This is a genomic window from Arthrobacter sp. RT-1, from assembly GCF_003367205.1.
Classification (GTDB): domain Bacteria; phylum Actinomycetota; class Actinomycetes; order Actinomycetales; family Micrococcaceae; genus Arthrobacter.
The window spans coordinates 25,523-52,262 of record NZ_QRGQ01000002.1 but is presented as its reverse complement, the minus strand read 5'-3'; the positions used below and the strand labels follow the sequence as shown (position 1 = coordinate 52,262).

Sequence of the window (26,740 nt, the reverse complement as noted above, 5' to 3'; positions counted from 1 at the left end):
ATGGATCCGCTGGCCCTGACCCTCATTGAACTGGGGGCCGTTGTGTTCTGCCTTGGCCTGTTGGCCAGGCTCGCCGGACGGATTGGAATGTCACCTATCCCGCTCTATCTCCTGGGCGGGCTCGCTTTCGGTGCCGGGGGGATCGTCAAGCTCGAAGGCATGCACGAGTTCGCACATCTTTCCGGCGAGATCGGCGTCATCCTGCTGCTGCTTATGCTCGGGCTGGAATATACGGCAGCGGAGCTGTTTACCGGCCTCAAGCGGTCATGGCAGGGCGGTGTCCTCGACCTCGTCCTGAACTTCCTGCCAGGCGCCGCCCTGGCGTATTACCTGGGCTGGGGCGGGGTGGGAGCCATGGTGCTGGGCGGCGTCACCTACATCTCGTCGTCGGGGATCGCTGCGAAAGTCATCACCGACCTCGGCCGCCTGGGCAACCGCGAAACTCCCGTAGTGCTGTCCATCCTGGTGTTCGAGGACCTGGCCATGGCCGTCTACCTGCCCATCCTGACGGCCATCCTTGCCGGCGTCAGCTTCCTGGGCGGCCTCACAACGGTGGGCATCGCGCTGGCGGTGGTAAGCCTCGTGCTTATGGTGGCCCTGCGCCACGGCCACAGCGTCTCCAAGGCCGTCCACAGCGAGAACTCCGAGGTCTTCCTCCTGAACGTCCTCGGCGCCGCCCTGCTGATAGCCGGGGTGGCGTCAGCCATGCAGGTTTCAGCGGCGGTAGGCGCGTTTATGCTGGGCATCGCCATTTCCGGAGCCACCGCCCATAACGCCACACGCATCCTTGAACCGCTGCGTGACCTGTTCGCGGCCATCTTCTTCGTGGCGTTCGGCCTCAATACCGACCCCACATCCATCCCGCCCGTACTGGGGTGGGCCCTGGTGCTGGCCGTCATCACGGCCGTGACCAAGATGGCCACCGGGATCTGGGCGGCGAAGCGGGCAAATATTGCACGTCCCGGCCAGTTCCGTGCCGGGGCTACGCTGATTGCGCGCGGGGAATTTTCCATCGTTATCGCCGGGCTGGCCGTGGCCTCCGGAGCCATTCCCGCGGAACTCGCTGCCTTGGCCACCGCCTACGTGCTGATCATGGCCGTGGTTGGACCGCTGGCAGCCCGCTACGTTGAACCGCTCGCCAGGATGGCGACGGGGAGCCCGGGCGTCGCCGCAAAGGCGTAGCCTCCGATACCGGCCCTAAATGCTGGTGCGGTGGAAGTTCAGGTGGCTGCGGCTGGCTGTGGGCCCGCGCTGGCCCTGGTAGCGGTTGCCATACCCGCCATGGCCGTACGGGTACTCAGCGGAGGACGTCAGCCGGAAAAAGCACAGCTGGCCGATCTTCATGCCCGGCCACAGTTTGATGGGCAGCGTGGCCATGTTGGACAGCTCCAGGGTCACATGGCCGGAGAAACCGGGGTCAATGAACCCCGCGGTGGAGTGGGTCAGGAGCCCCAGCCGCCCCAGGGAGGACTTGCCTTCCAGGCGCGCCGCGATGTCATCCGGCAACGTAACAGTCTCGTAGGTTGAGCCCAGGACGAACTCGCCGGGGTGCAGGATAAAGGCTTCGTCCTGCTCCACTTCCACCAGCCGCGTCAGCTCGGGCTGCTCCTGGGCAGGGTCGATGTGCGCGTACTTGTGGTTGTCGAAAAGCCGGAAGAACTTATCGATCCGGACGTCCACGGATGACGGCTGCACCATCGCCGAATCGTACGGCTCCAGCACGATCCGTTGGGAGTCTATTTCGGCACGAATATCGCGGTCAGAGATCAGCACCGTCCCAAATTACCGTATGCCTTATCCACACCTATATTTTCCCGTTGTTGCTGTGGCCTAGTGGGGCTAATGTTGCCTCAGATGCACAGGCGCCGGATGGTCTCCCGGATGGCCCAACAGAGCTGGGGATGTTGTGAATAAATTGGTTGCGCCCTCTTTTATTGGTGTGCTCTGCGCCCTTGCGCTGGTCTCATCATCAGCGGGAACACTGTCCGTGCCGGCGCCCGCCAGCCAGTCGGCCGGCGCAGCGGCTCCGCTGGGCGTCTCACTGGAGCCTGCGGTCAACGACGGCGGTGCCTCCGCCGACGGCGGATCCGCCGGGTCCATCCTGAAACCCGCTGTGGAACCGGACATCCGCCCGGCATCACCTGCTGCTGCGACAAGCATGGTCACCGAGCCCGCCGTCAGCCCGTCCACAGATGCCCCCGCTGCACCTGCGCCCACGCCCGCGGTTACCGGAGAACCTGCTCCGGCCGGCTCTGCAGACCCTGTCCCCTGGATCCCGCCGCTGTGGGCGCCGGACGAGGAATTGGCCTCACCCCCGGCCACCCGCCTGGCGGCCCCCGAGTCCGCCACGGCGATGCCCGCACCTGAAGGCCTGGTCCGGGACAGCAATGCCGCAGCTGTCCTCACGGTGTTCAACCGGATCAATGAATACAGGGTGGCCAACAAGCTGAACCCGGTGAAATACCATGCCACCGTTGCCGGGTTGGCGCAGGAATGGTCCGACAACATTGCCTCGCGGGAGGTGATTGAGCACCGCGCCAGTTTCTGGACGGATCCGCGCGCCATGAATCCGAACAACGGCGCCGGCGAGGTCATCGCCATCCGCACGGACCGCGATGCCGCTCAGCTGGTGGAATGGTGGAAGGGTTCCCCGGGCCACAACGCCATGCTGCTCGACCCGCGTTTCAATGTCATGGGCGCCGGGATCTCGTACACGGACAGCACGTACAAAATCTGGGGCGTGGTCAACTTCTTCGGCTACACAACACTTCCGGCAGGCACCACCGATTCCCCCGGCGGCGCAGGCTCAGGCAACGCCTTCCCGCCGCCGGTTGCCAGCATGTGCGATGCCCCCGTCAGGCACATGCCGCCCACGCTTGACCTGTCCGCCGCCGCGATCAAGGGCCCGGCAGACCTGGTAACCGTGGATTCCGCCGGCCAGCTCCTTAACCGGTCCTCGCTGGGCGCGCGCTCCTACGCTCCGGCCAAGGTGATCGGCTCCGGGTTCACCGGCGCCAAGGAGGTCTTCGTGACGGACTGGGACCGTGACGGCGCGTATGACCTGCTGACGCAATGGACCAATGGGAACCTCACGTTTCACCGGGGCATCGCCACCGGTGGATTCCAGGCTCCTGTCACGCTGGGAGCGGGGGGATGGCAGTCCCTGACCTTGGCGGTGGGTGGCTGGTGCGCCAACAACCGGATGCCCCAGATCCTCGCCCTGGATACTGCCGGCGGCCTTTACCTGTACCCCAACAAGGGCACCGGTGACCTTTCCGGACGCACGCTTATTGCCAGCGGCATCACGGCCAGCCGGCTCTCCATGGTTGATTACGACGCCGACGGCTTCCAGGACATCCTGGCAGTGCGGTCCGATGGTGCTGTGCAGCTCTATCGGGGCTGGGGAACCATCGCCCTGCGGGCGGAAGCGAGGCCGACTGTCGCCACGGGGTGGCAGGACGTCACGGGCGTCAAGGCGCTGCGGGACGTCACCGGGCTGAACTCGACGGGACTGGCGCTCCGCCGGGCGTCGGACGTGGTGCAGTACTGGGACCTGACCGGTGGAACCCTTGCCACGCCGTCGAACATCGCCGGGCCGTGGTCCGGACAGCGGCTGGCACAGTAGGCCAACCCGGGCGGCGGCTGCGCAACAAGCTGCGGCCGGCCGCCTACTGGGTGGCGGGCTGAAGTTCCAGGACGTCCTTGAGCCGGTCCAGCTGGGCAACCTCGGAGCAGACACTTCGCTGGACCATCCGGTTCAGGAGGCCGAGCCGGTCGAGGAAGCCGAATGAGCCCTCCGGCAATGCTTCCAGCGCGAACCTGACGCGGGTTCCCGAGCCCTCGGTGCTGAGGTAGTAACCGCCCGTGCGGTTGGCGGGGCCGGAGGTGACCTGGAACTCTATCTCCGCCCCTGGCCTTGCCTGCGTGATTTCCAGGTCGGCCGGAATGCTCAGTCCGGACCGCCCTGCCACCATCTGCCGGTACACGGCGCCCTTGGTCCCGGCCGGGCCCTGGAGCAGCTTGACGCTGCGGACGCCCTCGCGCCAGAGCGGAAGATTGGTGGCGTCGAGCAGGTACAGGTACACAGCCATGGCGTCACGCCGGATGAGGACCTCGTGCTCTGCGAATGCCATGAAATTCTTCCTGTGGTTGACGTCGGCCTGCCGCAATAGCCGCCTCCCCCTGACGCCCGCAGCTATCCGGTTCAGGTTAGCCAGCTCATTGTGTCCCCACCTAGCCAGGCAGGGGGACGTTATTGAAGAGTTACTGGATGACGCCGCGGGTAACGGGACACGGCGGCGCGGCTTTCGGGTTGGGCGGCACGCCGCCGCAACTGCGCTAAGCTAAGTTCTGCCCCGCGCGAGTGGGGGCAATGCGGCTGTAGCTCAATGGTAGAGCGCTAGCTTCCCAAGCTTGATACGCGGGTTCGATTCCCGTCAGCCGCTCCACTCTTGCCCTTGGCGGCACCTGCAGCCCCGTTAGGCGCCCAGGTGTATCGTCAGTAGTCAGGAACCTTTTCGGTTCCGCTACAGGAGCAATCATGGCTGACAAGTCCCCGCGTCAAACGGCATCAAAAAAGTCCGGCAAGTCCATCAAGGAAAAACGCGCAGATAAGAAGGCCGCCTCCGCACCGGCCAGTTCCCTGGACATCACGTCCGGCAAGGCTCCCAAAAAGAAGTGACCGGCCACCAGAGCCAACTGAGCCTGGGAGTCCTGGCATCAACAAGGAAACCGGACGAACTCCGCCTCCCCATTCATCCCCTGCATTTTGAACGCATTGCCCCGGCCCTGCGGCGGCGGATCATCCTGGAGCACGGCTACGGCGAGCGCTTCGGGGTTTCGGACCAGCACCTCGCCACCCTTGTGGGCACGATCGCCAGCAGGGAAGAGCTACTGGCGGAATCGGACATCGTGCTGCTGCCTAAGCCGCAGCCAGAGGATCTCGCCGAACTGCGTGACGGGCAGGTTCTGTGGGGCTGGCCCCACTGCGTCCAGGACCGCGCCATCACGCAGCTGGCCATCGACAAGAAGCTCACGCTGATTGCCTTCGAGGCCATGAACCACTGGGCCAGCGACGGCGGGTTCGGCCTGCACGTGTTCCACAAGAACAACGAACTGGCCGGGTACTGCTCGGTTCTGCATGCGCTCTCCCTGACGGGTTCAACGGGAGATTACGGGCGGCGCCTGAGTGCCGTGGTGATTGGCTTTGGAGCCACCGCCCGTGGCGCCGTCACTGCGCTGAATGCGCATGGGATCCACGATGTGCAGGTGCTGACCAACAGGGGAGTCGCCGCCGTTGGCGCCCCCATCCACTCCGTGAACATCGTGCAGTTCGACCACGACGACGAGGCGCCCTTCCTGAGCCAGGTCATCACCGAGCGGGGCCGGGTTCCGCTCGCCCCGTTCCTCGCCGAAAGCGACATCGTGGTCAACTGCACCCTGCAGGACCCGAACAATCCGCTGACGTATCTGCAGACCGAGGACCTGGACGCCTTCGCCCCGGGCAGCCTCATCATCGACGTGTCCTGCGACCCCGGCATGGGCTTCAGCTGGGCGCGTTCCACCACCTTTGCCGAGCCGATGGTGACCATCGGGGACCACATCAGCTACTACGCGGTGGACCACAGCCCGTCGTATTTGTGGAATTCCTCGAGTTGGGAAATCAGCCAGGCCCTGCAGCCGTTCCTGGAAGCGGTCATGGGCGGGCCCGATTCCTGGGCGGGAAGCGACACCATCACCCGTGCCATTGAAATCCGCGACGGCGTGGTGCGCAACCAGGACGTGCTGGAGTTCCAGCAGCGCGATGAGGCGTACCCGCACCGTGTGCTGCAGGTGCAACCGGCTCTTAAAGCGCACCTTCGTTAAGCGATGCCGGCACGCTGAAACGTGCCGGCATCTGCATTCTCACGCAGCCGCGGCCGCTTTCACGATGCGCACCGGGTGGCTCCGGTCCTTGAAGTCCACCTGCAGCTTGAGCGAACCCTTTCGCGCCAGGACGACGGCGACGGTCAGGGCCGCGAGCACCGGCACCCCGCCGGAAACCAGCAGGGCCACGTGCGGGTCCGCATGTTCAGCGATCCAGCCGAGCATGGGTCCGCCGAGGGCCTGGCCGCCGATCAGCACCATGATGTAGAGGCTCATCACGCGGCCACGGATACCCATGTTGGAGCTGACCTGGACCAGTTGGTTGGAACCCGTGAGGAACATCAGGCACCAGAATCCGGACAGGACCATCGCAGCGCCGAACCAAGCCATGGAGGGCGCCCCGGCGGCGAGGCACAGCATGGCCCCGTACATTCCTGCGCAGAACACTACTGACCGGAGCCGGAGTTGCCGGCGGCGGGTGGAAGCCACGGCCCCCGCCAGGGCGCCCAGCGCCACCAGTGCATTGAGCAGGCCATAGCCGCCGGCACCAACCTTGAACACGTGGTCCGCGAAAGCGGCAAGCACCACGGGAAGGCTCATGGCGAACACTGCAATGAAACCGGCCATGAGCCAGGGCCAGTAGATGGTGGGCTTGCTCAGGGCATAACGGAGACCCTCGCGCAGCATCCCCTTGCTCTTGGGCGCCGGCGGGCTCACGAAGAGCTGGTCCTTCCGGAGGACCAGCAGCATGGCTACCGTTGAGCAGCAGGCCACGGCGTTGGCGGCAAAGGCCCAGCCGGCACCCACGGCTGTCAGCAGCAGCCCGGCCAGTGCCGGGCCGATCAAGCCACCAAGCTGGAAGGTGGTGGAGTTGACGCTGATGGCGTTGCGCAGGTAGGTGGGTCCCACCAGCTCGTTGACGAACACCTGCCGCGCAGGCTGGTCGAGGACCGTGACCAGGCCCAGCACCAGTGCGATCACATAGACGTGCCATACCTGGACGCTTCCGGTGAGCGCGAGGGCTGCGAGCGCTGCAGCCAGCACCGCGGCAAGGCTTTGGCAGAGGATCAGGATCTTCCGCTTGGCGAAGCGGTCGGCCACCATGCCGCCCCACGGCCCCAGGAGGAGCGAGGGCAGGAACTGCAGCGCCACGGTGATTCCCACGGCAGTCACGGAACCGGAGAGCTGCAGCACCATCCAGTCCTGGGCGATCCGCTGCATCCAGATCGCGATGACGGCGATGAAATGCCCTGCCGCGAAAATCCGGAAGTTGGGGACTCTCAGGGAGATGAAGGTGTGCCGCCAGGGAAGGCGTTCCGAGGCAACCGGCAGCGGCTGGGTCTGGTTGTCCAGCGGAGCGGTGCCCGCGGAATCGATGACGGGCTGGGTGACGCTTGCCGATGACGGCGGTGGGGGTGCCACAGTGGTGTCCTCAAAATTGCGGGCGGTCCGGGATGCCCTTAACGCTAGGCTGGGCCCAACGGATTATGGAGGCCTATTCTCCCTATAACTCGTATTGCGAAGCACAATGAGAGATCCGGCAGTGCCGGCCGAAGGAGCCCGACGTGTTCGAACCAGCCCAGTTGCGTTCTTTCCTGGCCGTTGCCGAAACCCTCAGCTTCACGAAGGCCGCCGAGCGGCTGGGCCTGGCCCAGCCCACCATCAGCCAGCACATCCGGAAGCTGGAGACGGCAGCCAAGCGCGTGCTGATCACCAGGGATACCCGCGACGTCCGGCTCACGGACAACGGGGACGCGATGGCCGGTTTTGCCCGGAACATTCTCTCCGCGCATGACGCTGCGGCACGCTATTTCTCCGGTTCGGCCATGCGTGGGCGGCTCCGGTTCGGCACCGCGGATGATCTTGCCATTACCGGACTGCCCCGGATCCTGCGGGAGTTCCGGCAGATCTATCCCCAGATCAACCTGGAACTCACGGTGGGGCAAAGCGACCAGCTGTACCGCAAGCTGAATGCCGGCCAGCTGGATCTGGTGTTCGTGAAATGGGTGGCAGGCGCCAAGGACGGCACGGTGGTGCAGCACGATTCCTTTTCCTGGGTGGGACTTGAGCAGACCACGCTGGAACCGGGCCATCCAGTCCCGCTCATCGCCTACCCCTCCCCCAGCCTGAGCAGGAAACTTGCCATCGACGCCCTCGAGGCGCATGGCAGGACCTGGCGCATCACGTGCACCACCCGCCAGATCAGCGGGGTGCTGGCCGCCGTCCGTGCGGGAATCGGCGTGGCCGTCATGCCGTCGTCGCTGGTTCCCGAGGACCTGAAAATCATCACCCGCCGGTTCGACCTTCCGGCCGTCGGGGACGTGGACTTCACGCTGATCCGCAACCCGCTGGCCAACCCGGAGGTGATCGATGCCCTGACGCAGTCGATCGTGGGCCGGACCATCAACCGCCAGGGCTAACAGGCGGCCTTAGCACACGAGACAACCCGTTCTCCATTGATGTCGGAACGTTGCATAATCTATGCTGGTTTTCCAGGTCAAGCAGCTGGCCGGTTCAGCAACACGAGCGCGCCTGAATCACAGTGAACGCGCCCGGGACAGGCAGCCAATGACGACAGCCAGGAACACCCATTTCAATGCGGCCCATGCACGTCCGCACACCACCGCGCGGCCTTCCACACGCCAATCCACCCTCGGCGCCGGAATAGCAACCACGGATTCCGGTTATGTGGGTAAGCCAACCTGCGACAAGTGCCGCACCGACGAGTTCGTCTACCTCGAGTCCTACATTCCGCCCACCTACCGCCGTGACGGGTCTGTGGCTACGCTCGGCGAAGTCGCCTACACCTGCACGCGTTGCGAGGATTTCTCAGCCCACAGCGTCCCGGTGACGTGGTCACCTCCGGGGTGGTACCTGGGCTAATTTTCCCAAGGTCTCCTGCCGCGCAGCCGGCGCGGACACATGACATCAAGAAGGCCGGACGGCCACCCCCTAAGGGTGGCCGCCCGGCCTTCTGCTTGCCCTAGGGCATCATCCCCGGACCTGGATCAAAGCGTCCGAGAGGTGGTTCGGTGTGCCGAAGCGGTGGGCAGTGATGCTGACGGCCTGCTCGTGCAGGAACGGCAGGAGTTCAACGCGGCCTGCCTCGGTGACGGGGTGGGCGTAGACCGCAAGGTCAGGACGGCCGCCCGTTGCTTCGGCGAGTGCCGTGGCGTCGCCGCCGATAAGGCGGACGCGGGCACCGGACAGCCTGCCCGCCTTGGCGAGCCGGCCCGCGGAAGCCAGCCAGCCGGCGTCGGACTCCACCGTCACGTCGATATCCAGCGCGGTGAGCACGGGGCGCAGCTGGGCGGGAAGCTCGACGGCGGTGGACACCGTCAGCTCCGAGCCCGCCAGAACGCCGGCTGCTACGGTCCGGACAAGATGCGCCAGCGGCGCACCTTCGGACAAGCGGATGGTCACCGGAAGGCTGCGGTAGCGGAAGATGTTGCGTTCCGCGCTCAGCCCGGACACGTCCTTTGCGGTCCCGAATTCGTCGGCCCAGGCCTCGGCGTCGGACGCCAAGGCACGCTGGACCGATTCCAGCGCGGCAGGCTCCAGAGCGGCGCCGGCTGCGTTGATGATCCGGCGGACGCCCGGGTGGGTGACGGCAGCTGTTGCCGTGCTGCGGCTGGAGGTCCAGTCCCCCAGGCCGGCCAGGTAGTTGGGCCCGCCTGCCTTGGTGCCGGCGCCGACTGCCGACTTCTTCCAGCCGCCGAAGGGCTGCCGCTGCACGATGGCACCGGTGATGCCGCGGTTGACGTAGAGGTTGCCGGCCTGGATGGAGTCCAGCCAGATTCCCAGCTCCTCCGGGTTCAGGGAGTGCAGGCCCGCAGTCAGGCCGTACTCGATCTGGTTCTGGATGGCGATGGCTTCCTCGAGGGTGTCGGCCGTCATCACGCCCAGCACCGGGCCGAAGAATTCGGTCAGGTGGAAGTAGGAACCGCGCTTGACGCCGTAGCGCACGCCCGGGCTCCAGAGCTTTCCGGTGTCGTCCAGCTTCTTGGGTTCAACGGCCCAGTTTTCGCCGTCGCCCAGGGTGGTGAGGGCGCTCAGGAGCTTGCCGTTGGCAGGCTCGATGATGGGCCCCATCTGGCTCGTGGGGTCCTCCGGGTAGCCCACCTTCAGGGAGGTGACGGCGTCGATCAGCTGGTTGTGGAACCGCTTGGACTTGGCCACGGAGCCCACCAGGATCACCAGTGAGGCGGCGGAGCACTTCTGGCCGGCGTGGCCGAACGCGGAGTAGGCCACGTCCTTGGCTGCCAGGTCCAGGTCTGCACTGGGGGTGACGATGATGGCGTTCTTGCCACTGGTCTCGGCCAGCAGCGGCAGGTCCTGCCGGAAGGACCGGAACAGTTCGGCCGTTTCATAGCCGCCGGTGAGGATCACGCGGTCCACGGCCGGGTGCGAGATCAGCTGCTTGCCGAGTTCCCGTTCGCCGAGCTGGACCATGGTGAGGACGTCCTTTGGAACGCCTGCTTCCCAGAGGGCTTCGACCATGACGGCGCCGCTGCGGGCGGCCTGCTTGGCAGGCTTGATCACGACGGCGGAGCCGGCGGCGAGTGCCGCGAGGGTGGAGCCGGCCGGAATGGCGACCGGGAAGTTCCACGGCGGCGTCACCACGGTGAGCTTCGCCGGAACGAACGTGGCGCCGTCGACCTTTTCCAGCTTGCGGGCCGACTCGGCGTAGTAGTGGGCAAAGTCCACTGCCTCGCTGACCTCGGGGTCACCCTGGTCGATGGTCTTGCCGGTCTCGCTGGCCATGACCTCGAGCAGGTCCGCCCGGCGGGCCTCCAGGACATCGCCGGCGCGGTGCAGGATCTGGGCCCGCTCGTCGCCGGAGAGCTGGCCCCAGGCCTTGCCCTTGTCCAGGGCGGTCTGGATGACGGTGTTGAGTGTGGCCTCGTCCTTGATGGATGCTGCCGCCACCGATGCGTTGCCGAGGGTGGAGGACGGGACGCGCTCCAGGATGGCCCGGCCCCAGTTGCGGTTGGCCGGCAGCGACGGATCCGTGTCGGGGGTGTTGTCGAAGCCCTCGTGCGGCATCGGGGCCGGCGGCAGGTTGCGGTCCTGCCGGCGGTTCGGCAGGGGAACGCTGTTGTCCAGGGCCTCCAGGGAGGAGAGGAAGCGCTGCTTTTCACGTTCGAAGAGGGCTTCGTTTTCGCTGAGTTCAAACACGGCGGACATGAAGTTGTCCTGGCTGGCGCCCTCTTCGAGGCGGCGGATCAGGTAGGCGATGGCGACGTCGAACTCGGACGGGTGCACCACGGGTGTGTAGAGCAGCAGCGAGCCGACGTCCTTCTTGACCGCTTCAGCCTGGCCCTGCGCCATGCCCAGCAGCATCTCGAACTCGATGCCGGATTCAACGCCGCGCTGCTTTGCCAGGAGCCAGGCGAAGGCGATGTCGAACAGGTTGTGGCCGGCGACGCCGATCCGGATGTTCTTGATGCGCTCCGGGTGCAGGGAGTAGTTGATGACGCTCTTGTAGCTGGTGTCGGAGTCCTGCTTGGTGCCCCAGGTGGCCAGCGGCCAGTCATGCAGGGAGGATTCCACCTGTTCCATGGGCAGGTTGGCGCCCTTGACCACGCGGACCTTGATGCCGGCGCCGCCGTTGGCACGGCGTTCGGCCGCCCAGTCCTGCAGGCGGATCATGGCGGAGAGTGCGTCCGGAAGGTAGGCCTGGAGCACGATGCCGGCCTCGAGGTTCTTGAACTCCGGCTTGTCCAGGATCCGGGTGAAGACCGCGATCGTCATGTCCAGGTCCTTGTACTCCTCCATGTCCAGGTTGATGAACTTGGCCTTCCCGCCGTCGCGGGCAAAGGAAGCGGCGCGCTGGAACAGCGGGGTGAGCTTCTCCACGACGTGTTCCACGGCTTCGTCGAAGGCCCACGCGGAGTGCGGTGCCACTGTGGAGGAGACCTTGATGGAGACGTAGTCGACGTCGGGGCGTGCCAGCAGGGTGTGCGTTCCTTCGAGCCGGCGGGAGGCTTCGTGCTCGCCAAGGACGGCCTCGCCCAGGAGGTTGACGTTGAGCTTGACGCCGTCCTTGCGGATCTTGGCGATGGCCGGGCCCAGCTTGGCGTCGGTGGCGTCCACGATCAGGTGGCCCACCATTTCGCGGAGGACCTTGCGGGCGACGGGGATGACAACCTGCGGCAGGACCGGTGCCATGGTGCCGCCCAGCTGCACTGCGCTGCGCATGTACCAAGGCAGAAACGCGGGAACCTTGGGGGCCAGGGCGGCGAGGTTGCGGGCGGCGACGTTCAGGTCTTCGGGACGGACCACGCCGTCCACGAAGCCGACCGTGAATTCCAGGCCGTTGGGGTCCTTCAGGACGCCGGCCAACTGCTCGGCAGAGGCGTCGACGGGAACCTTTGCTGCCTCGGTCAGCCAGCGGCGGACCAGGGCGACGGCGTCGTTGGCCAGTGCTTTGGCCTGGGGCACGTCGACATCGACGGTCTGCGGCGCGAGGCCGGTTGCAACTGCCGGTTCCATTGCAATGTGGGTCATGGCTTTTCTCGTTCTTTCCTGGGGATTCAAGGAGGTCTTAGAACCAGTATGAGCTTGCTGTCACATAAGATAAAGCGATGTTTTCTAAGCAATACAGGTTAGAAAACATGAAGCTTTTGGAGCCTCTTGAAGGGCGCCGCCCTCCGGCCGCAAGGGCACCTATGCGCGCCTGCTTTAGTTCGCTCTTCGAACATTTGTACGTTGAATGAACCGCGCTGTACTCTGGCTGACCGTAAGCATGCCGCAGGTCACCTCACTATGTGTCAGGGCTCTCAGCCGGCTGCGCTCCCATCTGTCCCTAATCAATGAGGATTCCATGACAACTTCCCCCTCCACCTCCCCGTCACGGTGGCCCGTGTGGCTCTGCTGGCTGGCAATGGTCCTGGACGGTTTTGACCTCGTGGTGCTTGGCACCGTCATCCCCACCCTCATCAAGACGGGCGAACTGGGCTTCGACGCCGTAGGCGCAACGTTCGTCGCCACCATCTCCCTCGTGGGTGTAGGCCTGGGAGCACTCTTCATCGCCCCGCTCTCCGACCGCTTCGGGCGCCGCAACCTGCTGATTGCATGCGTGCTCTGGTTCTCGATTTTCACCCTCGCGGTGGTGTGGGCACCGAACGTCGCCGTATTTGGTGCCTTCCGGCTTCTTGCAGGGGCCGGTCTCGGGGCCTGCCTTCCGGCTGCCCTTGCCTACATGAACGACTATGCCCCGGCAGGTTCCTCCGGCAAGTCCACAACCCGTACCATGACGGGATACCACGTGGGCGCCGTGGCCACCGCCTTCCTTGCATTGATCGTCATCCCGGACTGGCGCACCATGTTCGTGGTGGGCGGCATCGCCGGCCTGGTTCTCCTGCCGTTCCTGTGGTTCAAACTTCCCGAGACCCTGCCCTCCGTCCGGACTGCAAGGACGGAGGAGCGGACGGGATTCCGGGATCTGGCCAAAAAGCCCTACCCCCTGGTCGCCGCGGCGATTGCTGCAGCCTCGTTCATGGGCCTGCTGCTGGTCTATGGCCTGAATACCTGGCTTCCGCAGCTGATGGCCTCCGCCGGTTACCCCGTCAGCGCAGGGCTGTCCCTGCTCCTGGTCCTGAATCTTGGCGCCGTTGCCGGCCTCATCATCGCCGGCGTCCTGGCGGACAAGCACGGCACCAAACCCATCGTGCTGCTGTGGTTCGGCCTTTCGGCGGTGTGCCTCGCCCTCCTGAGCATCAAGGTGGACAACGCAATCCTGCTTAACGCCCTGGTCTTCGTCACGGGAGTGTTTGTCTTCAGTTCCCAGGTGCTCGTGTACGCCTGGGTCAGCCAGCTGTTCCCGGCCCGCCTTCGCGCAACGGCACTCGGATTCGCGGCAGGCGTGGGCCGTATCGGCGCCATCGCCGGACCTGCCGTGACAGGCGGGCTGGTCGCAGCGGGTATCGCCTACCCCTGGGGGTTCTACATCTTTGCTACGGCCGGCGCCCTCGCCGTGGTTGCGCTGCTGGCAGTTCCGCATTCCATGGCTGCCAGCAGTGAGAACGCCGTCGCGTAGTAGGCCTGCCGCCCGGAAACTAAAAGAACCCTTTCCCACAGGACTGTGGGAAAGGGTTCTTTTATTTCCTCCCAATGCGAGAGGGCGTCGCGTGAAAACCTGCGGAAGCTGAGAGAGCGTCCCGAGGGCCGGTCAGCGGAGGGGGCGGTGCATCTCCACGATCTCCTCGTGCCGCGGGCTGGCGGGGTTCATCAGGGAGTTTTTCTTGCCGTAGAAGAAGTAGATCGCCAGGCCCACCACCAGCCACACCCCAAAGCGTGCCCAGGTTTCCCAGTGGAGCTGGAACATCAGGAAGGCCGATGCCAGGACGCCGAAGGCCGGAATGACAGGCATCAGCGGCAGGCGGAAGGTGCGCGGCGCGTCGGGCCTCTTGTAGCGGAACACGATCACGGAGAAACAGACCACAACGAACGCCGCCAGAATGCCGATGTTCGTCAGGTCAGCAACAGCCTTGATGGGGAAGACGCCCGCCAGCAGGGCCGAGGCGACGCCGGCAATCCACGTGACGCGCTGCGGGGTGCCGTGGCGGTCGGTCTTGGCAAACCAGCCGGGCAGCAGGCCGTCGCGGCTCATGGAGAACCAGACACGGGTGACGCCCAGGAGGAAGGTCAGCATCACGGTAAGGATGGACAGGACGGCGAACACGGAGATGATCGTGGCAATCACCGGCAGGCCCACACCCGTGAAGGCCGAGGCGAAACCGGCCGTGGGGTCGATGTCCTTGTAGTTCTGCATGCCGGTCAGCACCAGCGTGGCGGCTACATAAAGCAGCATGGCAATGATCAGCGACAGGATGATGGCCTTGGGCATGTGCTTCTTGCCGTCCTTGGCCTCTTCGGCGGCGGTGCTCATGGCGTCGTAGCCGAAGACGGCGAAGAAGACGGTGGCTGCGCCGGCCAGGACGGGGCCGAAGCCGCTGGGCATGAACGGGTTGTAGTTGTTGGTGTCGATATAGAAGACGCCCAGTCCGATGATGAAGAGGATCAGGAGGACCTTGATGGCCACGGCCACGAGCTCGAACCGGCCAAACGCCTTGGTACCGCGGGAAAGGATCCAGGTCACCAGGAGGCACACCACGATGGCCGGGATGTTCACGATACCGCCCCGGCCCTCGTCAGCAGTGGAGGTCATCCAAAGGGGCATGTTGATGCCGATGCCGGAGAGGAAGGCGTCGAAGTAGCCGGAGATGCCGATGGCCACCACGGCCACGATGGCGATGTATTCCAGCAGGAGGTCCCAGCCGATGAACCAGCCGATAATTTCGCCCAGGGCCACGTAGCCGTAAGTGTAGGCGGAGCCGGCGCGGGGGATCATTCCCGCGAACTCCGCGTAGGACAGTGCAGCTGCTGCGGACGCAAGCCCGGCAACGAGGAACGAGATCAGCACAGCCGGCCCCACTCCGGGTGCGCTTTCACTTCCGGCGGCCACCAGCCCCGCGAGGGAGAAGATGCCGACACCGATGATGCCGCCTACGCCAATGGCGGTCAGCTGCCACAGCCCGAGTGACTTGAAGAGGCCACTGTGTTTGTTCTCTTCCTCAATGTCATCGATGGGCTTGCGCCGCATGACCGACTGGCTCATATCTCTAGTACTCATCAGGAACTCCTGCTTGGGGTGCGACCCCGCCGCGGCACGCCGAAAATCGGCTGTGACGGGGGTAACTCGGTCCCAACAGTATGCAAGCATGCTTGCATTAGATAAAGTGACTACTTCTAACCTATATTCGTTAGTTTCGGTAAGGAATTCCTCATGCTTGATGTCCGCAGGCTTCGGCTGCTCCGGGAATTAAGCATCCGCGGGACCCTTGCTGAGGTGGCGGACGCACTGCAGTACAGCCCGTCGTCAGTGTCCCAGCAGCTTGCCCTCCTGGAAAAGGAGGTGGGTGTGGAGCTGCTCCGGAAAACCGGCCGGCGGGTGCAGCTGACGCCGCAGGCTGAAGTGCTGGTGGCCCACACGGAGCAGCTGCTCCAGACGATGGAACAGGCCGAGGCGGACCTGGCGGCGTCGCTGACCACCGTCACCGGAACCGTGCGGATCGCGGTCTTCCAGTCGGCAGCGCTGGCGCTGATGCCGGACACCCTCACACGGATGTCCGCCACATACCCGGAGGTCCGGATCGAGATGATCCAGCGAGAGCCCGAAACGGCGCTCCACGAGACGTGGGCACGGGACTTCGACCTGGTCATCGCCGAGCAGTACCCGGGGCACGCCGCGCCACGTTATCCCGAGCTGGACCGCGTACGCCTGACCAAGGATGCCATCCGGCTGGCTGTTCCCCCGGCGTCCGACGGCGGCCCGGCGATCCGTGGGCTGGCGGACACCGCGGAACTCGCCTGGGTCATGGAGCCGCGGGGTGCCGCGTCGCGCCACTGGGCGGAGCAGGCGTGCCGCAGCGCCGGTTTCGAACCGGACGTGCGCTTCGAAACCGCGGACCTGCAGGCCCAGATCCGGCTGATTGAGTCCGGCAACGCGGTGGCCCTGATGCCGGACCTGGTGTGGACCGGGCGCGGCACCTCTGCCCAGCTGCTGGAGCTTCCGGGCAAACCGCACCGCACGGTTTTCACCTCGGTGCGCCGTTCAAGCGCGCAGCGGCCTGCCATCCTCGCAGCCCGCGAAACCCTGGCGGCGGCTGCGGCGGCCGTGGCGCGGGAAGACGCCGCGTAACCACCCGCCGTCGTACATTGTCTCTTCAGCGAGGGCTGTGAAGTGTTCCCTGCGTCACTGCGGGGAAGCGGGCCCGGCGCTAGACTTGTGCCGTTATGAATCGAACAATGTTCAAGTCCAAAATCCACCGGGCCACCGTCACGCACGCCGACCTGCACTATGTAGGTTCGGTCACCGTTGACCTGGACCTGCTGGATGCTGCCGACATCCTTCCCGGTGAGCTCGTGTCCATTGTGGACGTCACCAACGGCGCCCGCCTGGAGACGTACACCATCGCGGGCGAGCGCGGCTCCGGCGTCATCGGCATCAACGGTGCAGCGGCGCACCTTATGCACGAGAACGACATTGTCATCCTGATTACCTACGCACAGATGACCTCCGAGGAAGCCAAGGCGTACGAGCCCCGGGTGGTCCACGTGGACGAGAACAACAAGGTCATCCAGCTGGGCAACGACCCCGCCGAGGGGCTTACCCCCGGGATGATGCGTCCGCCGTTCGCCCTTAACAACGCCGCACTCTAACCCGGAGCGTGAGCCCCGGTAGACAACTCCGCCGCGACCGGCAGGTTGCCCCGTGCTAGGAGTGCTGGCGGGCTTCTTTGTGGTGTGGTGCATCATCCTGGTGGGCTGGTTTGTGGGCCGGCGGAAAATCCTCGGAGACAACGCCCGCCAGGTCCTCAGCTCCCTCACCTTCTTCGTGGCCAGCCCGGCGCTGCTCTTCGAAACGCTGAGCAAGGCCCGCCTTCAGGAAGTCTTCGCCGAACCACTGCTGGTGACGGCGGTGGCCGCCATGTCCACAGCGGTCATCTTTTTTGCCCTCGCCAAGTTCTGGCTGAAACGCTCACTGCCCGAATCCCTGATGTCCTCCATGGCGGCGTCGCTGGCCAACTCGGCCAACCTCGGCATCCCCATCGCCGTCTACGTCCTGGGCGATGCCAGCTATGTGGCCCCGCTGCTGATTTTCCAGCTCGCCTTCTTCACCCCGCTGTTCCTGATGATCCTGGATTCGAGCACCAGCTCGCACCGCACCACTCCCCTCAGTTTTATCGTGATGATCCTGCGGAACCCCATGATCGTGGGTTCGGCGCTGGGGCTGGTGGTTGCCGGGACCGGCTTCCAGGTTCCGGCGCTGGTCATGGAACCCATCCACCTGATCGGCGGGGCCGCGATCCCCGCGATGCTGATCGCGTTCGGGATGAGCCTTAACGGCAGCCGGCCACTGCAGGCCGCGGCGGCCCGGCGCCTGGACACCCTGCTCGCGAGCGGCTTCAAGCTGGCCGTCCAGCCGGCACTGGCGTACCTTTTCGCCCGGTTTGCCCTGGGGATGGACGACCATGCCCTGTTCGCGGTGGTGGTGACCTCGGCGCTGCCAACCGCGCAGAACGTCTTCGTGGCCGCCAGCCGTTACAAAACCGGACTTACAGTGGCAAAGGACACCGTCCTGATTACCACCATCGTGGCTGTGCCTGCGATGATCGGCGTCGCGCTGCTGCTCACGTAGGAACGCACTGACTGCACAACCCGGACCGAGAGAGCAATTGGAGAACCATGCACACCATCCTTGACACTGTGGTGATCGGCGGCGGGGCCATGGGCTCGGCTGCCGCGTGGGCGCTCTCGCGCCGGGGCCGCCACGTGACGCTGGTGGAACAGTTCGGCCCGGGGCACCGGATCGGCGCTTCGCACGGCACCACCCGGAACCTGAACCCCGGCTACCACCGCCCGGAGTACGTGGCCATGCTGGCCGAAGGGCTGGCCCTGTGGGACGAACTCGAGCAGGACAGCGGCGAGAAGCTGCTCACCCGGACCGGCATTGTGAACCACGGCCCCGAGCCGATGCTTCCCGACGTCGCTGCCGCGCTGACCCAGGCCGGCAACCGTGCGGAGTTCCTTCGCCCGGCCGAGGCTGCCGAGCGGTGGGGCGGCATCCGGTTCGACCAGCAGGTGCTGCACATGCCCGACGGCGGCCAGCTCAATCCGGAGGCTGCACTGCCCGCCTTCCAGCGGCTTGCCGTCGCCCGCGGCGCCGATATCAGGCACCACACGAAGGTGGTGGACTTCGAGGTGATGGACGACGGCGTCCGGCTGGGTTTCGAGACCGCAGCGGGCACTGAGGTGGTCACCGCGGCCCAGGTGGTGGTCACGGCGGGCGGCTGGACCGAAAAGCTTTTGGGTGCCGCTGGTAATGCGAAGCTGCGGGTCCCGAAGCTCACCGTCACGCAGGAACAGCCCGCGCACTTCCGGATCACCGACGGGCAGGCTGTGTGGCCGGGGTTCAACCACTACCCCGGTACCGGCGGGGACTACCAGGGCTGGTACTCCCCGGTGTACGGAATGCACACCCCGGGCGAAGGGATCAAGGCCGGGTGGCACGGCGTGGGGCCCGTGGTGGACCCGGACCGGCGGTCCTTCCAGCCCGAACCCAAGCAGCTCGCGGCGCTGCAGGACTACGCCCGGACCTGGCTGCCGGGAGTGGACCCCGATTCCTTCGAGGCAATCAGCTGCACCTACACCACTACCCCGGACGAGGATTTCATCCTGGACCGGATCGGACCAGTGGTGATCGGCGCCGGTTTCTCCGGGCACGGCTTCAAGTTCACGCCGGTGGTGGGCCGGATCCTTGCCGACCTTGCCACCGGCACCCGCCCGGCACCGGAGATTTTCCGCGCCTCCCGGTAAGCGCTGGGCGGTTTCCCCTGTAAAAGAGCCGGAGCAGTCTGCTATCTCAGCGTGACTGCCCTCGACGCTGATCCGCCTAGGGTGCTTTTCACCGTGATGTTCCCGGGGTTGGAACTGATGTTGCTGAGGGTTGCGCGATAGCGCCCGTTGCCCTGGCTGCTCAGGGTGCCCATCTGGACGTCAGTGGACGTTTTGAACACCTGCAGGGCCGCCGACGGATTAGTGCTGGTGGCTTCCACCGTCAACGTCCGCTTCCTGGCATCGTATTCCGCCCGCTGGATGGCGACCGTGTCCGCTGCCGGCGGTGATGATGGTGGCGCCACCGAGAGGAACGCGAATCGGCTGTCCGGGCCCAGTGTGGCAGTGATGACGACTGTGAACGATGACGTCACGGGCTGCGTCGTCACCAGAAACGTCGCGCTGGTTTGGCCGGCGGGTACCGTGACGGACGCTGGCATGGTCGCGACCCCGGGTTCTCCGTTGGCAATGGCGATTGTTGTACCGCCGCTGGGGGCAGGAAGAGTAAGGGAAACTCCACCGTTGGCTGAGCTGCCGCCCGTGATGTTGGCGGGGTTCACGGAGACCCCAGAGAGTGCCGGGGCGTTGGTCGTCCCGGTAACGGTGACGGTCCGGGCCGTTGAATAATCTCCGGCACCATCGGCATTAACGGCTTGGACCCGCCAGAAGTAGCTGCCGTTCGGGATGTTGTTGACCGTCGCTTGCGTGACGTCGCCGGCGGCGGAGCCTACCGCGGATGTTGCCGTAAATGAGGATGATGTGCTGACTTGCCAGTTGTACGCGGTGATCCCTTGGCTGTCCGCCACCGCCTGCCAGGAGATGGTGAACGGTGTTTCAACGGAGGCGCCGTTGGCGGGGCTGAGCAGGGTGGGCGCTGTTTGCGGCGGCTGCGGCGCCGGAGCGGGTGTGTTGATGGTGATGCTGAACGTTCCGGTTGCGGACTGGCCGGCGGAGTCGACAACGCGGAGGGTGAAGCTAAACGTCCCTGCCGTCGTCGGCGTGCCCTGGATCCTGCCTGGCGAGGCCTGCAGAGCGAGACCCGGTGGCAGGGCACCAGCAACCAGGCTCCAGCTATAGGGAGTAGTGCCGCCGTCGGCAAAGACGCCGACGGCATAGGCGGTGCCGACAGTGCCCGCCGGGAGTTGATTCGGGCTGTTGATCACCAGCGCCCGGGCAGCGTTGATGGTGATGGTGAACTGCCGGCTGGCAGTGTTGCCGGCCTGGTCAGTTGCACGGACCGTGAAGGTGGAAGTCTGTACGGTAGTTGGCCGCCCTGATATCAGCCCCGAACTGGGAGCGAAGTCAGTGAGAGCCAAACCCGCCGGCAGGGCACCGGCAGCAATTGACCAGCGAAGCGCACCTTCGCCACCGGTTCCGGTCACGAAATTGGCGTAGTCGGTTCCGACATTTCCGGGGGGAAGCGGCCGGTCATCGATCGCCAAGGTACTGGGAGGCGGAGAACTGACAGAGCAACCGGAGAGCGTTGCCGTTCGGGGCGTTGCCGAACCATCATTCACGTCGACCGTGCAGTCCCCCGGAGGGGTGTAACCGCTGCGTTCAATGCGGAAGCGGCCATCCGTGGCGCTGCGGCCCATGACAACGCCGTCCACGGTGATATCGCGGCTGGCAATAGCCGTTCCCTCGATGCGGAGGTCGGAGCCGCTCACCTCGGCGCGGGACACGGAAACGGCAGCCGAAGCCGGTGCCGCCACCAAGAATATCGAGATCAACAGGATGAGGAGGCCGAGGGCTACTGCAGATTGCCGCCCTATTTCTGCTGTGGCTCGGGTGGACAATTTCTCCGCCATGGGAAGCCCCCTCCCTGCATTGGCCGCCGTTGGCCCTAAGGCAAGTCTAGGCCTGATGCCGGGCATGCGAATCAGCTAATTTTGCATGTACTCCCCTCGTTGTCTTCCGCCCCGCAGGAGTTGCATGCTGCACTGTTCATGCTCGCCCGGACTTCTACCTGCAGCTGCTGGGCGGCGTCTGTGAGAAACCGCCCTGCCGCTATTGGGTGCTGTCCTCCGCATCGGCGAGGACCTGGTCCGGCCCCTTCCCTCCGCTGGTGCCGGCGCGGACAGCGGGCATGGCCAGGACCGCGGCGACGGTGACCAGACCGGCCACCAGCGCGGCCAGGAAGACGGCACCGGAAGCGGCCACCACCGCCGGCCCGCTGCTGTCCCCGCCCGGGGTTCCTGCGTAGATTGCGTTGGCCACCGCGCCGAACACGGCCACGCCCAGGGCGCTGCCGATGGACCGGGCGAACATGTTGGTGCTGGTGACCACGCCGCGCTCATTCCAGGGAACGCTGGACTGGGCGGCGATCAGGGTGGGGGTGGCCACCAGCCCCAGCCCGAGTCCCACCACGAAGCAGCTGCCGGCCACGGACGCCACGTTGGGTACGGTTGCCGTCAGGGCCAGGACCAGGAGTCCCGCCACCGTCACGGAGACGCCGATGAGGGCCGTGGCCTTGAAGCCGATCCGCAGGTACAGCCGGCCGGCCTGCGAGGCGCTGATCGGCCAGCCGACGGTCAGCGCGGCCAGGGCCAGCCCGGCCACCAGGGGTGAGCTGGACAAGGCCCCTTCCAGGAAGGTGGGCACGAAGGAGGTCAGCCCGATCAGCACCGCCCCAACTCCGAAGGACACCAGGGCGGTGGTGCCAAGAAGGCGGCGGGACACCACCCAGGACGGCAGGACGGGCTCCGCTGCCCGCCGCTCCACCAGGAGGAAGAGGGCCAGGAGCACGCCGCCCACCGCAAAGACGCCGATGCTGGCGGGTGAGTTCCACTCCCATGCCTGGCCGCCCTGGAGGGCGCCAAGGATCAGCAGTCCCAGGGAAACTGCCAGCAGCGCCGCCCCGGCGAAGTCCACCCGGTGTTTGGCCCGCTCCACGTTCTCGTGCAGGGTCCGGAGCAGCATCCATCCTGCCAGCAGGCACAGGGGGACGTTGACCAGGAAAATGCCGCGCCACAGGCCCAGGGACGCAAAGATTCCGCCGAGGCTTGGCCCCACCACGGAGGACACGGCCCACACGCTGGCGAGGTAGCCCTGCACCTTGGCGCGTTCCTCCAGGGAATAGATGTCGCCGGCGATCGTGATGGACACCGGCAGCACCGCGCCGGCGCCGAGCCCCTGCAGGGCCCGGAACGCGATCAGCGAGGGCATGCTCCAGGCGATACCGCACAGGACGGAGCCGAGCAGGAACAGTCCGATGCCGGCCAGGATGATGGGCTTGCGGCCGGCCATGTCGGACAGCTTGCCGTAGATGGGCACGGAGACGGCCTGGGCCAGCAGGTAGGCCGAGAAGAGCCAGGGGAATGACGAGAACCCGCCGACGTCCCGCACGATTGACGGGACAGCGGTGGCCACGATGGTGGAATCAATCGCGACGAGCCCCGTGGCCAGCATGAGGGCGATGAGGATGGGCCCGCGTTCGGAGCGGAATCCTACGCCCTGGGATGTGGTTGTCATGGTGGGTTTCCTGCCTTGGTCTCCGTTGCCGGAACCGTCCGCTGCAGGCACCCGGAACTTCCACTCTAGGCAGCAATCAGGACAAGCGGCTACCTTCTGCCCTGCAGGGCGTCCAGGAGGCGCGCACACTTGATGAAACCGAGGTGGGAGTAGGCCTGCGGGTGGTTCCCCAGGTGGGTCTCGGTGCCGGGATCGTATTCTTCGGGCAGCAGGCCGGTTGGCCCGAAGAGGTTCACCAGCTGGTCGAAAAGGTCCCAGGCCTCCTCAACCCGCCCCACCGCAACGTACGCCTCAATCAGCCAGGTGGTGCAGATGTGGAACCCGCCCTCCAGTCCCGGCAGGCCGTCGTCGTACCTGTAGCGGAATACGGTGGGGCCCACCCGCAGTTCCCGTTCCACGGCCGTGACCGTATCCAGGAAGCGCTGGTCCGAGACGTCCAGCAGGCCTGACAGCCCGATGTGCAGGACGGCGGCGTCCAGATCGGGGCTGTCATAGGCCACGGTGTAGGAGGATGCTGTCTCATTCCAGCCTTCACGCAGCACCTCGTCCCGGATGGCTGCGGCGGTGGCTTCCCAGGAGGGGTCGGGGGTGCGCCCGTGCCGGGCGGCGGTTTGCAGCGCCCGGTCGAGGGTCACCCAGCACATCACTTTGGTGTACACGTGGTGCCGGGGAGCGCGCCGCGCCTCCCAGATGCCGTGGTCGGGTTCGTGCCAGCGGGCCAGCACCGCGGAAGCCATCTGGACCATCAGCTCCCAGTGGCCGTCGGTCAGCGCCGATTCCTTTTCGCTCAGGGCATGGATCAGTTCCGCGATGGGGCCGAACACGTCCAGCTGGACCTGGTGGTCCGCGGCGTTGCCGATCCGGACCGGCCGGGAGCCGGCATATCCGGGGAGACTGTCGATGACCGCTTCGGTTGAGAGCGGCGCGCCCGTCACGGAGTAGAGGGGATGCAGCCATTCCGGGCCGGGGGCGTGCTCGAGGATCCGGCCCAGCCAGTCCAGGAAACCGGCCGCTTCCTGCGTGGAACCAAGGTCCACCAGCGCGTTGACGGTCATGGAACCGTCCCGCAGCCAGCAGTACCGGTAGTCCCAGTTGCGGGTCCCGCCGATCCCTTCGGGCAGGGACGTGGTGGGCGCGGCGAGGACGGCGCCGGTGGGTTCGTGGACCAGCGCGCGGAGCACCAGGGCGGACCGGCGCACCAGGGAGGGCTTGACGCCGGGCAGGTCCAGGCTCTGCACCCAGCTGCGCGAGTGGAGTGCCACGCCGGCCCGCCGGTCCGTTTCGCCGCCGGGATCTGCGGGCTGGTGTTCGGTGTCGCCGCACCGCATGTTGAGCACCACGGGACCGTCCTGCAGGTTGACAGCAGCCGTGGCCGTGGCGTGCCGGCCGTCCGAGGCGATGGCGAACTTCACGCCCGGGGCGTAAAGGACAATGGGGTCCGAGGTCCCCGCAACATGGAGTTCGTCGCCGCGGGCCTCCATGCTGAACGGCGCGTTGGCGTAGTCGGGGCGGGGGGCGAAGACGATCCGGGCCGCACCGCTTCCGGACAGGACCCGTACCAGGCTGGTGATGCCTTCCGGGGCCGGTTCAAGGTAATCCGTGACCGTGACGTCCGCCCAGCGGGTCTCCACGATCATGGTGCTGTCCACGTAGCGCTGGCCCAGCACCTGTGAGGCCTTGACGGGCTCGATGGAGAAGTGCCCTGCCGCGTCGCCGCCGAGGATGTGGGCAAAGAGTGATCCGGAGTCCGGGAGCGGATGGCTCATCCAGCAGATCCTGGCGTCCGGGGTGACAAGGGCCGTGGAGGATCCGTTGCCGATCATGGAGTGCCGCTCGAGCCCCACGGCGTCCTCGCCGAACAGCCACGCCCTGCGCAGTTCGAACAGGATGGCCAGGACCCGGGCAAAGCACTCCGGGTCGCGGAGCCGGTGCGCGGCGCGGGTCTCCCCCGGGCCCACCCGCAGGCCCATGTCCGGGCCGCGGAGGGTGGCGATGGCCAGCTCGTCGCTGTAGGCGTCGCCTGCGTACATGGCGGCGCTGGCGCCGAGCCGCGACCGGAGGTTTTCCAGCGCCTCGGCCTTCGCCGGTTCCACGACGGAAAGGTCCAGGACCGACCCGTCCACGATGAAGAACAGCCCGTGGCTGCGGGCTATCTCCCGGGCGGTTTCCGTGACGGCCGCGACGACGTCCGCGGTGGCAGGCCGGGTGTGGACCGAAACGGCCACAGGCTTGCGCTCGATCCAGATGCCCTTGTGGAAGCCAACAGCCTCAGTGAGGGCTGCGTTGACTTTGTGCAGGACCGCTTCGGTGGCCAGCGGCTGGACATGCGCGAACTGCATGTCCGGCTCGGCACCGTGTGAGCCGATGAGGTGCACTTCCGCGGGCAGGCGGGATACGGCAGCCAGGTCACGAAGCGAACGGCCGGAGATGACGGCGGCATGGGTGTTGGGCAGCGCCGCGAGGGCGCGCAGGGCGATGGCAGCGCTTCCCAGGGGGAGGGTTTCCGTGGAGATCCCCTCGGCATCGCACAGCGTTCCGCCGTAATTGCATGCCACCAGGAGCCCCGGAACCCGGGCGAGGACCTTGAGTTCCGCCAGCAGGGTGGGAGTCAGCCCGTCGCCGGCCGCGTCAGACTGGATGAAGGAACGGAGCAGCCCCAGCGGGAGGGACCTGGTAAGCAGCGCGGAATCCGCCACGCTTTGGTTCAGCGGCATCGCCATTCGTGCACCCCTTAGGCAGGACGCACCCGGTAAGGCAGCCGCGGGATGGCCCGCGGCGATCGGGTGGTGCCCCTCCCCGGAGGTCCGCCGGAACTCCGGAGGGGACATCCCTCATGGTCCGCCCGGCCGGTTTCCGCCGAAAGTCCCCACCATTGCGTATGTGTAAAAGCACTGCGTATGTGGAAAAGTCCGGCGCGGGTGGCCGCCCCCGGCTACACCCGGGCCAGGCCGGCCGCCTGGGCAAGCAGCTCGACGGACCGCAACCGGGCCTCGGTGCCGGTGCTTTGGTGGGCCACGATGAGTTCGTCGGCGTCGGCGTGCCGGCCGAAGCTGTCGAGATACTCCATCACGGCGTCGGGCGTGCCCACCGCCGAATAGGTCATCATCTGGGAGACGTGCTGGCCCTGCGGTGAGTCGAGGATCATGTCCGCCTCGTCGTCGGTGAACTCCCGCCCGCCGCCGAAGAACAGGGAGACTCTTGCGCGCTTCGTCTCCTGCAGCATGGCCTGCGCTTCAGGGGCGGAATCAGCGGCAATAACATTCACGCCGGCAATCACGTGCGGCGCATCCAGCTGGGCGGAGGGCTTGAATTCCCGGCGGTAGATGGGCACGGCATCTTGCAGCGCGTTGGGCGCAAAGTGCGAAGCGAAGGCGTAGGGAAGTCCCAGCTGGGCGGCCAGCCGTGCGCCGAACAGGGATGAGCCCAGGATGTAGAGCGGCACGTTGGTGCCCTTGCCCGGGGTGGCTTCCACACCCTGGATGCGGGTGGGGCCGGTGAGGTAGCCCTGGAGCTCCAGGACGTCCTGCGGAAAGCTGTCCGCGGACATCGGGTCCCGCCGCAGCGCACGCATGGTGTTCTGGTCGCTGCCGGGTGCGCGGCCCAGGCCGAGGTCGATGCGCCCCGGGTGCAGGGTTTCCAGGGTGCCGAACTGTTCGGCGATGGTCAGCGGCGAGTGGTTGGGCAGCATGATGCCGCCGGCGCCCAGCCGGATGCTTTCCGTGTGGGCGGCCACGTGGGCGATCAGCACGCTGGTGGCGGAGGAAGCGATGGAGGACATGTTGTGGTGCTCGGCGTACCAGATCCGCCGGTACCCCAGCCGCTCGGCGCTTTGCGCCATGGCCACGCTGCCTGCGAAACTCTCCGCCGCCGTCTGGCCTTTGCCGATGGTTGCCAGGTCAAGGATGGAAAGCGGAAGAGTCACGTGAGGTGCCGGCCTTTCGAAGCGTTGCGTAGTTTTGCCCGCCGGGTCGCGGTGGGCACGAAAGGTATAACCATGGCGGTA

At 66.1% G+C, this 26,740-nt stretch carries 20 protein-coding genes and 1 tRNA gene; 12 read left to right on the top strand and 9 right to left on the bottom strand.

Annotated elements, in window-relative coordinates; translation table 11 throughout:
* Entirely contained in the window at positions 1–1,182 is a 1,182-nt protein-coding gene (locus DXK94_RS01605) for a cation:proton antiporter (RefSeq protein WP_079595406.1), read from the top strand.
* 15 nt (positions 1,183–1,197) lie between these two features.
* Here the strand turns inward: DXK94_RS01605 and dcd are convergent, their stop codons facing one another.
* Entirely contained in the window at positions 1,198–1,773 is a 576-nt protein-coding gene (dcd, locus tag DXK94_RS01600) for a dCTP deaminase (protein ID WP_115523542.1), read from the bottom strand.
* A gap of 133 nt (positions 1,774–1,906) precedes the next feature.
* On the opposite strand from dcd, the gene DXK94_RS01595 reads away from it, so the two are divergent.
* Positions 1,907–3,625 carry a CAP domain-containing protein gene (locus DXK94_RS01595; RefSeq protein WP_258868397.1) on the top strand — a complete coding sequence of 573 codons (1,719 nt, stop codon included), beginning with the start codon at positions 1,907–1,909 and terminating at the stop codon, positions 3,623–3,625.
* A gap of 43 nt (positions 3,626–3,668) precedes the next feature.
* Here the strand turns inward: DXK94_RS01595 and DXK94_RS01590 are convergent, their stop codons facing one another.
* On the bottom strand, positions 3,669–4,133 hold the full coding sequence (locus DXK94_RS01590; RefSeq protein WP_115523540.1) for an SRPBCC family protein: 465 nt from the start codon (positions 4,131–4,133) through the stop codon (positions 3,669–3,671).
* A gap of 241 nt (positions 4,134–4,374) precedes the next feature.
* Here DXK94_RS01590 and DXK94_RS01585 point away from each other — a divergent pair.
* From DXK94_RS01585 to DXK94_RS01580, 3 genes are all read left to right on the top strand, one after another.
* A tRNA-Gly gene (locus DXK94_RS01585) sits at positions 4,375–4,448 on the top strand.
* 92 nt (positions 4,449–4,540) lie between these two features.
* Positions 4,541–4,681, top strand: coding sequence for a hypothetical protein (locus tag DXK94_RS21335; protein WP_176156728.1), 141 nt, complete (start codon positions 4,541–4,543; stop codon positions 4,679–4,681).
* Positions 4,678–5,865: a N(5)-(carboxyethyl)ornithine synthase gene (locus tag DXK94_RS01580; protein ID WP_115523539.1), complete on the top strand. Its 1,188-nt coding sequence runs from the start codon at positions 4,678–4,680 to the stop codon at positions 5,863–5,865. Before DXK94_RS21335 ends, DXK94_RS01580 begins: the two co-directional genes overlap by 4 nt.
* 39 nt (positions 5,866–5,904) lie before the next feature.
* Here the strand turns inward: DXK94_RS01580 and DXK94_RS01575 are convergent, their stop codons facing one another.
* Positions 5,905–7,287 (bottom strand): MFS transporter, encoded by a 1,383-nt coding sequence (locus DXK94_RS01575; protein ID WP_115523538.1) that lies wholly within the window; start codon positions 7,285–7,287, stop codon positions 5,905–5,907.
* A 143-nt stretch (positions 7,288–7,430) separates the two neighbouring features.
* Between DXK94_RS01575 and DXK94_RS01570 the strand changes: the two genes are divergently transcribed.
* Entirely contained in the window at positions 7,431–8,285 is an 855-nt protein-coding gene (locus DXK94_RS01570) for a LysR family transcriptional regulator (protein WP_115523537.1), read from the top strand.
* Positions 8,286–8,433: 148 nt separating this feature from the next.
* A complete protein-coding gene (locus tag DXK94_RS01565) occupies positions 8,434–8,748 on the top strand; it encodes a hypothetical protein (RefSeq protein WP_115523924.1) in 315 nt (104 codons plus the stop codon).
* Between the two features lie 108 nt (positions 8,749–8,856).
* On the opposite strand, the gene DXK94_RS01560 is transcribed toward DXK94_RS01565, so the two are convergent.
* Positions 8,857–12,375, bottom strand: a complete 3,519-nt coding sequence (locus DXK94_RS01560; RefSeq protein WP_181884711.1) for a bifunctional proline dehydrogenase/L-glutamate gamma-semialdehyde dehydrogenase — start codon at positions 12,373–12,375, stop codon at positions 8,857–8,859.
* A gap of 316 nt (positions 12,376–12,691) precedes the next feature.
* On the opposite strand from DXK94_RS01560, the gene DXK94_RS01555 reads away from it, so the two are divergent.
* A complete protein-coding gene (locus DXK94_RS01555) occupies positions 12,692–13,906 on the top strand; it encodes an aromatic acid/H+ symport family MFS transporter (RefSeq protein WP_115523536.1) in 1,215 nt (404 codons plus the stop codon).
* A gap of 132 nt (positions 13,907–14,038) precedes the next feature.
* On the opposite strand, the gene DXK94_RS01550 is transcribed toward DXK94_RS01555, so the two are convergent.
* A complete protein-coding gene (locus DXK94_RS01550) occupies positions 14,039–15,502 on the bottom strand; it encodes an amino acid permease (RefSeq protein ID WP_079595414.1) in 1,464 nt (487 codons plus the stop codon).
* Between the two features lie 153 nt (positions 15,503–15,655).
* On the opposite strand from DXK94_RS01550, the gene DXK94_RS01540 reads away from it, so the two are divergent.
* From DXK94_RS01540 to DXK94_RS01525, 4 genes are all read left to right on the top strand, one after another.
* On the top strand, positions 15,656–16,570 hold the full coding sequence (locus DXK94_RS01540) for a LysR substrate-binding domain-containing protein (protein ID WP_115523535.1): 915 nt from the start codon (positions 15,656–15,658) through the stop codon (positions 16,568–16,570).
* A gap of 95 nt (positions 16,571–16,665) precedes the next feature.
* On the top strand, positions 16,666–17,091 hold the full coding sequence (gene panD, locus DXK94_RS01535) for an aspartate 1-decarboxylase (protein ID WP_176156730.1): 426 nt from the start codon (positions 16,666–16,668) through the stop codon (positions 17,089–17,091).
* 52 nt (positions 17,092–17,143) lie between these two features.
* Positions 17,144–18,070, top strand: a complete 927-nt coding sequence (locus DXK94_RS01530; protein WP_115523534.1) for an AEC family transporter — start codon at positions 17,144–17,146, stop codon at positions 18,068–18,070.
* A 47-nt stretch (positions 18,071–18,117) separates the two neighbouring features.
* Complete coding sequence (locus DXK94_RS01525) at positions 18,118–19,248, top strand: FAD-dependent oxidoreductase (protein WP_115523533.1); 1,131 nt, start codon at positions 18,118–18,120, stop codon at positions 19,246–19,248.
* A 41-nt stretch (positions 19,249–19,289) separates the two neighbouring features.
* On the opposite strand, the gene DXK94_RS01520 is transcribed toward DXK94_RS01525, so the two are convergent.
* From DXK94_RS01520 to DXK94_RS01505, 4 genes are all read right to left on the bottom strand, one after another.
* On the bottom strand, positions 19,290–21,074 hold the full coding sequence (locus DXK94_RS01520; protein WP_181884710.1) for a putative Ig domain-containing protein: 1,785 nt from the start codon (positions 21,072–21,074) through the stop codon (positions 19,290–19,292).
* Positions 21,075–21,273: 199 nt separating this feature from the next.
* A complete protein-coding gene (locus DXK94_RS01515; protein ID WP_115523531.1) occupies positions 21,274–22,737 on the bottom strand; it encodes an MFS transporter in 1,464 nt (487 codons plus the stop codon).
* A gap of 89 nt (positions 22,738–22,826) precedes the next feature.
* Entirely contained in the window at positions 22,827–25,457 is a 2,631-nt protein-coding gene (locus DXK94_RS01510) for a trehalase-like domain-containing protein (protein WP_115523530.1), read from the bottom strand.
* Positions 25,458–25,669: 212 nt separating this feature from the next.
* Positions 25,670–26,659: an LLM class flavin-dependent oxidoreductase gene (locus DXK94_RS01505; RefSeq protein WP_115523529.1), complete on the bottom strand. Its 990-nt coding sequence runs from the start codon at positions 26,657–26,659 to the stop codon at positions 25,670–25,672.
* Positions 26,660–26,740: the final 81 nt, after the last annotated feature.

Bases quoted from the DNA above. Each gene is read 5' to 3' on its own strand.
- DXK94_RS01565 (WP_115523924.1), top strand. From the start codon at position 8,434: ATGACGACAGCCAGGAACACCCATTTCAATGCGGCCCATGCACGTCCG.
- DXK94_RS01590 (WP_115523540.1), bottom strand. From the start codon at position 4,133: ATGGCATTCGCAGAGCACGAGGTCCTCATCCGGCGTGACGCCATGGCT.
- DXK94_RS01540 (WP_115523535.1), top strand. From the start codon at position 15,656: ATGCTTGATGTCCGCAGGCTTCGGCTGCTCCGGGAATTAAGCATCCGC.
- DXK94_RS01555 (WP_115523536.1), top strand. From the start codon at position 12,692: ATGACAACTTCCCCCTCCACCTCCCCGTCACGGTGGCCCGTGTGGCTC.
- DXK94_RS01550 (WP_079595414.1), bottom strand. From the start codon at position 15,502: ATGAGTACTAGAGATATGAGCCAGTCGGTCATGCGGCGCAAGCCCATC.
- DXK94_RS01520 (WP_181884710.1), bottom strand. From the start codon at position 21,074: ATGGCGGAGAAATTGTCCACCCGAGCCACAGCAGAAATAGGGCGGCAA.
- DXK94_RS01605 (WP_079595406.1), top strand. From the start codon at position 1: ATGGATCCGCTGGCCCTGACCCTCATTGAACTGGGGGCCGTTGTGTTC.
- DXK94_RS01560 (WP_181884711.1), bottom strand. From the start codon at position 12,375: ATGACCCACATTGCAATGGAACCGGCAGTTGCAACCGGCCTCGCGCCG.
- DXK94_RS01510 (WP_115523530.1), bottom strand. From the start codon at position 25,457: ATGGCGATGCCGCTGAACCAAAGCGTGGCGGATTCCGCGCTGCTTACC.
- DXK94_RS21335 (WP_176156728.1), top strand. From the start codon at position 4,541: ATGGCTGACAAGTCCCCGCGTCAAACGGCATCAAAAAAGTCCGGCAAG.
- DXK94_RS01525 (WP_115523533.1), top strand. From the start codon at position 18,118: ATGCACACCATCCTTGACACTGTGGTGATCGGCGGCGGGGCCATGGGC.
- DXK94_RS01515 (WP_115523531.1), bottom strand. From the start codon at position 22,737: ATGACAACCACATCCCAGGGCGTAGGATTCCGCTCCGAACGCGGGCCC.
- panD (WP_176156730.1), top strand. From the start codon at position 16,666: ATGAATCGAACAATGTTCAAGTCCAAAATCCACCGGGCCACCGTCACG.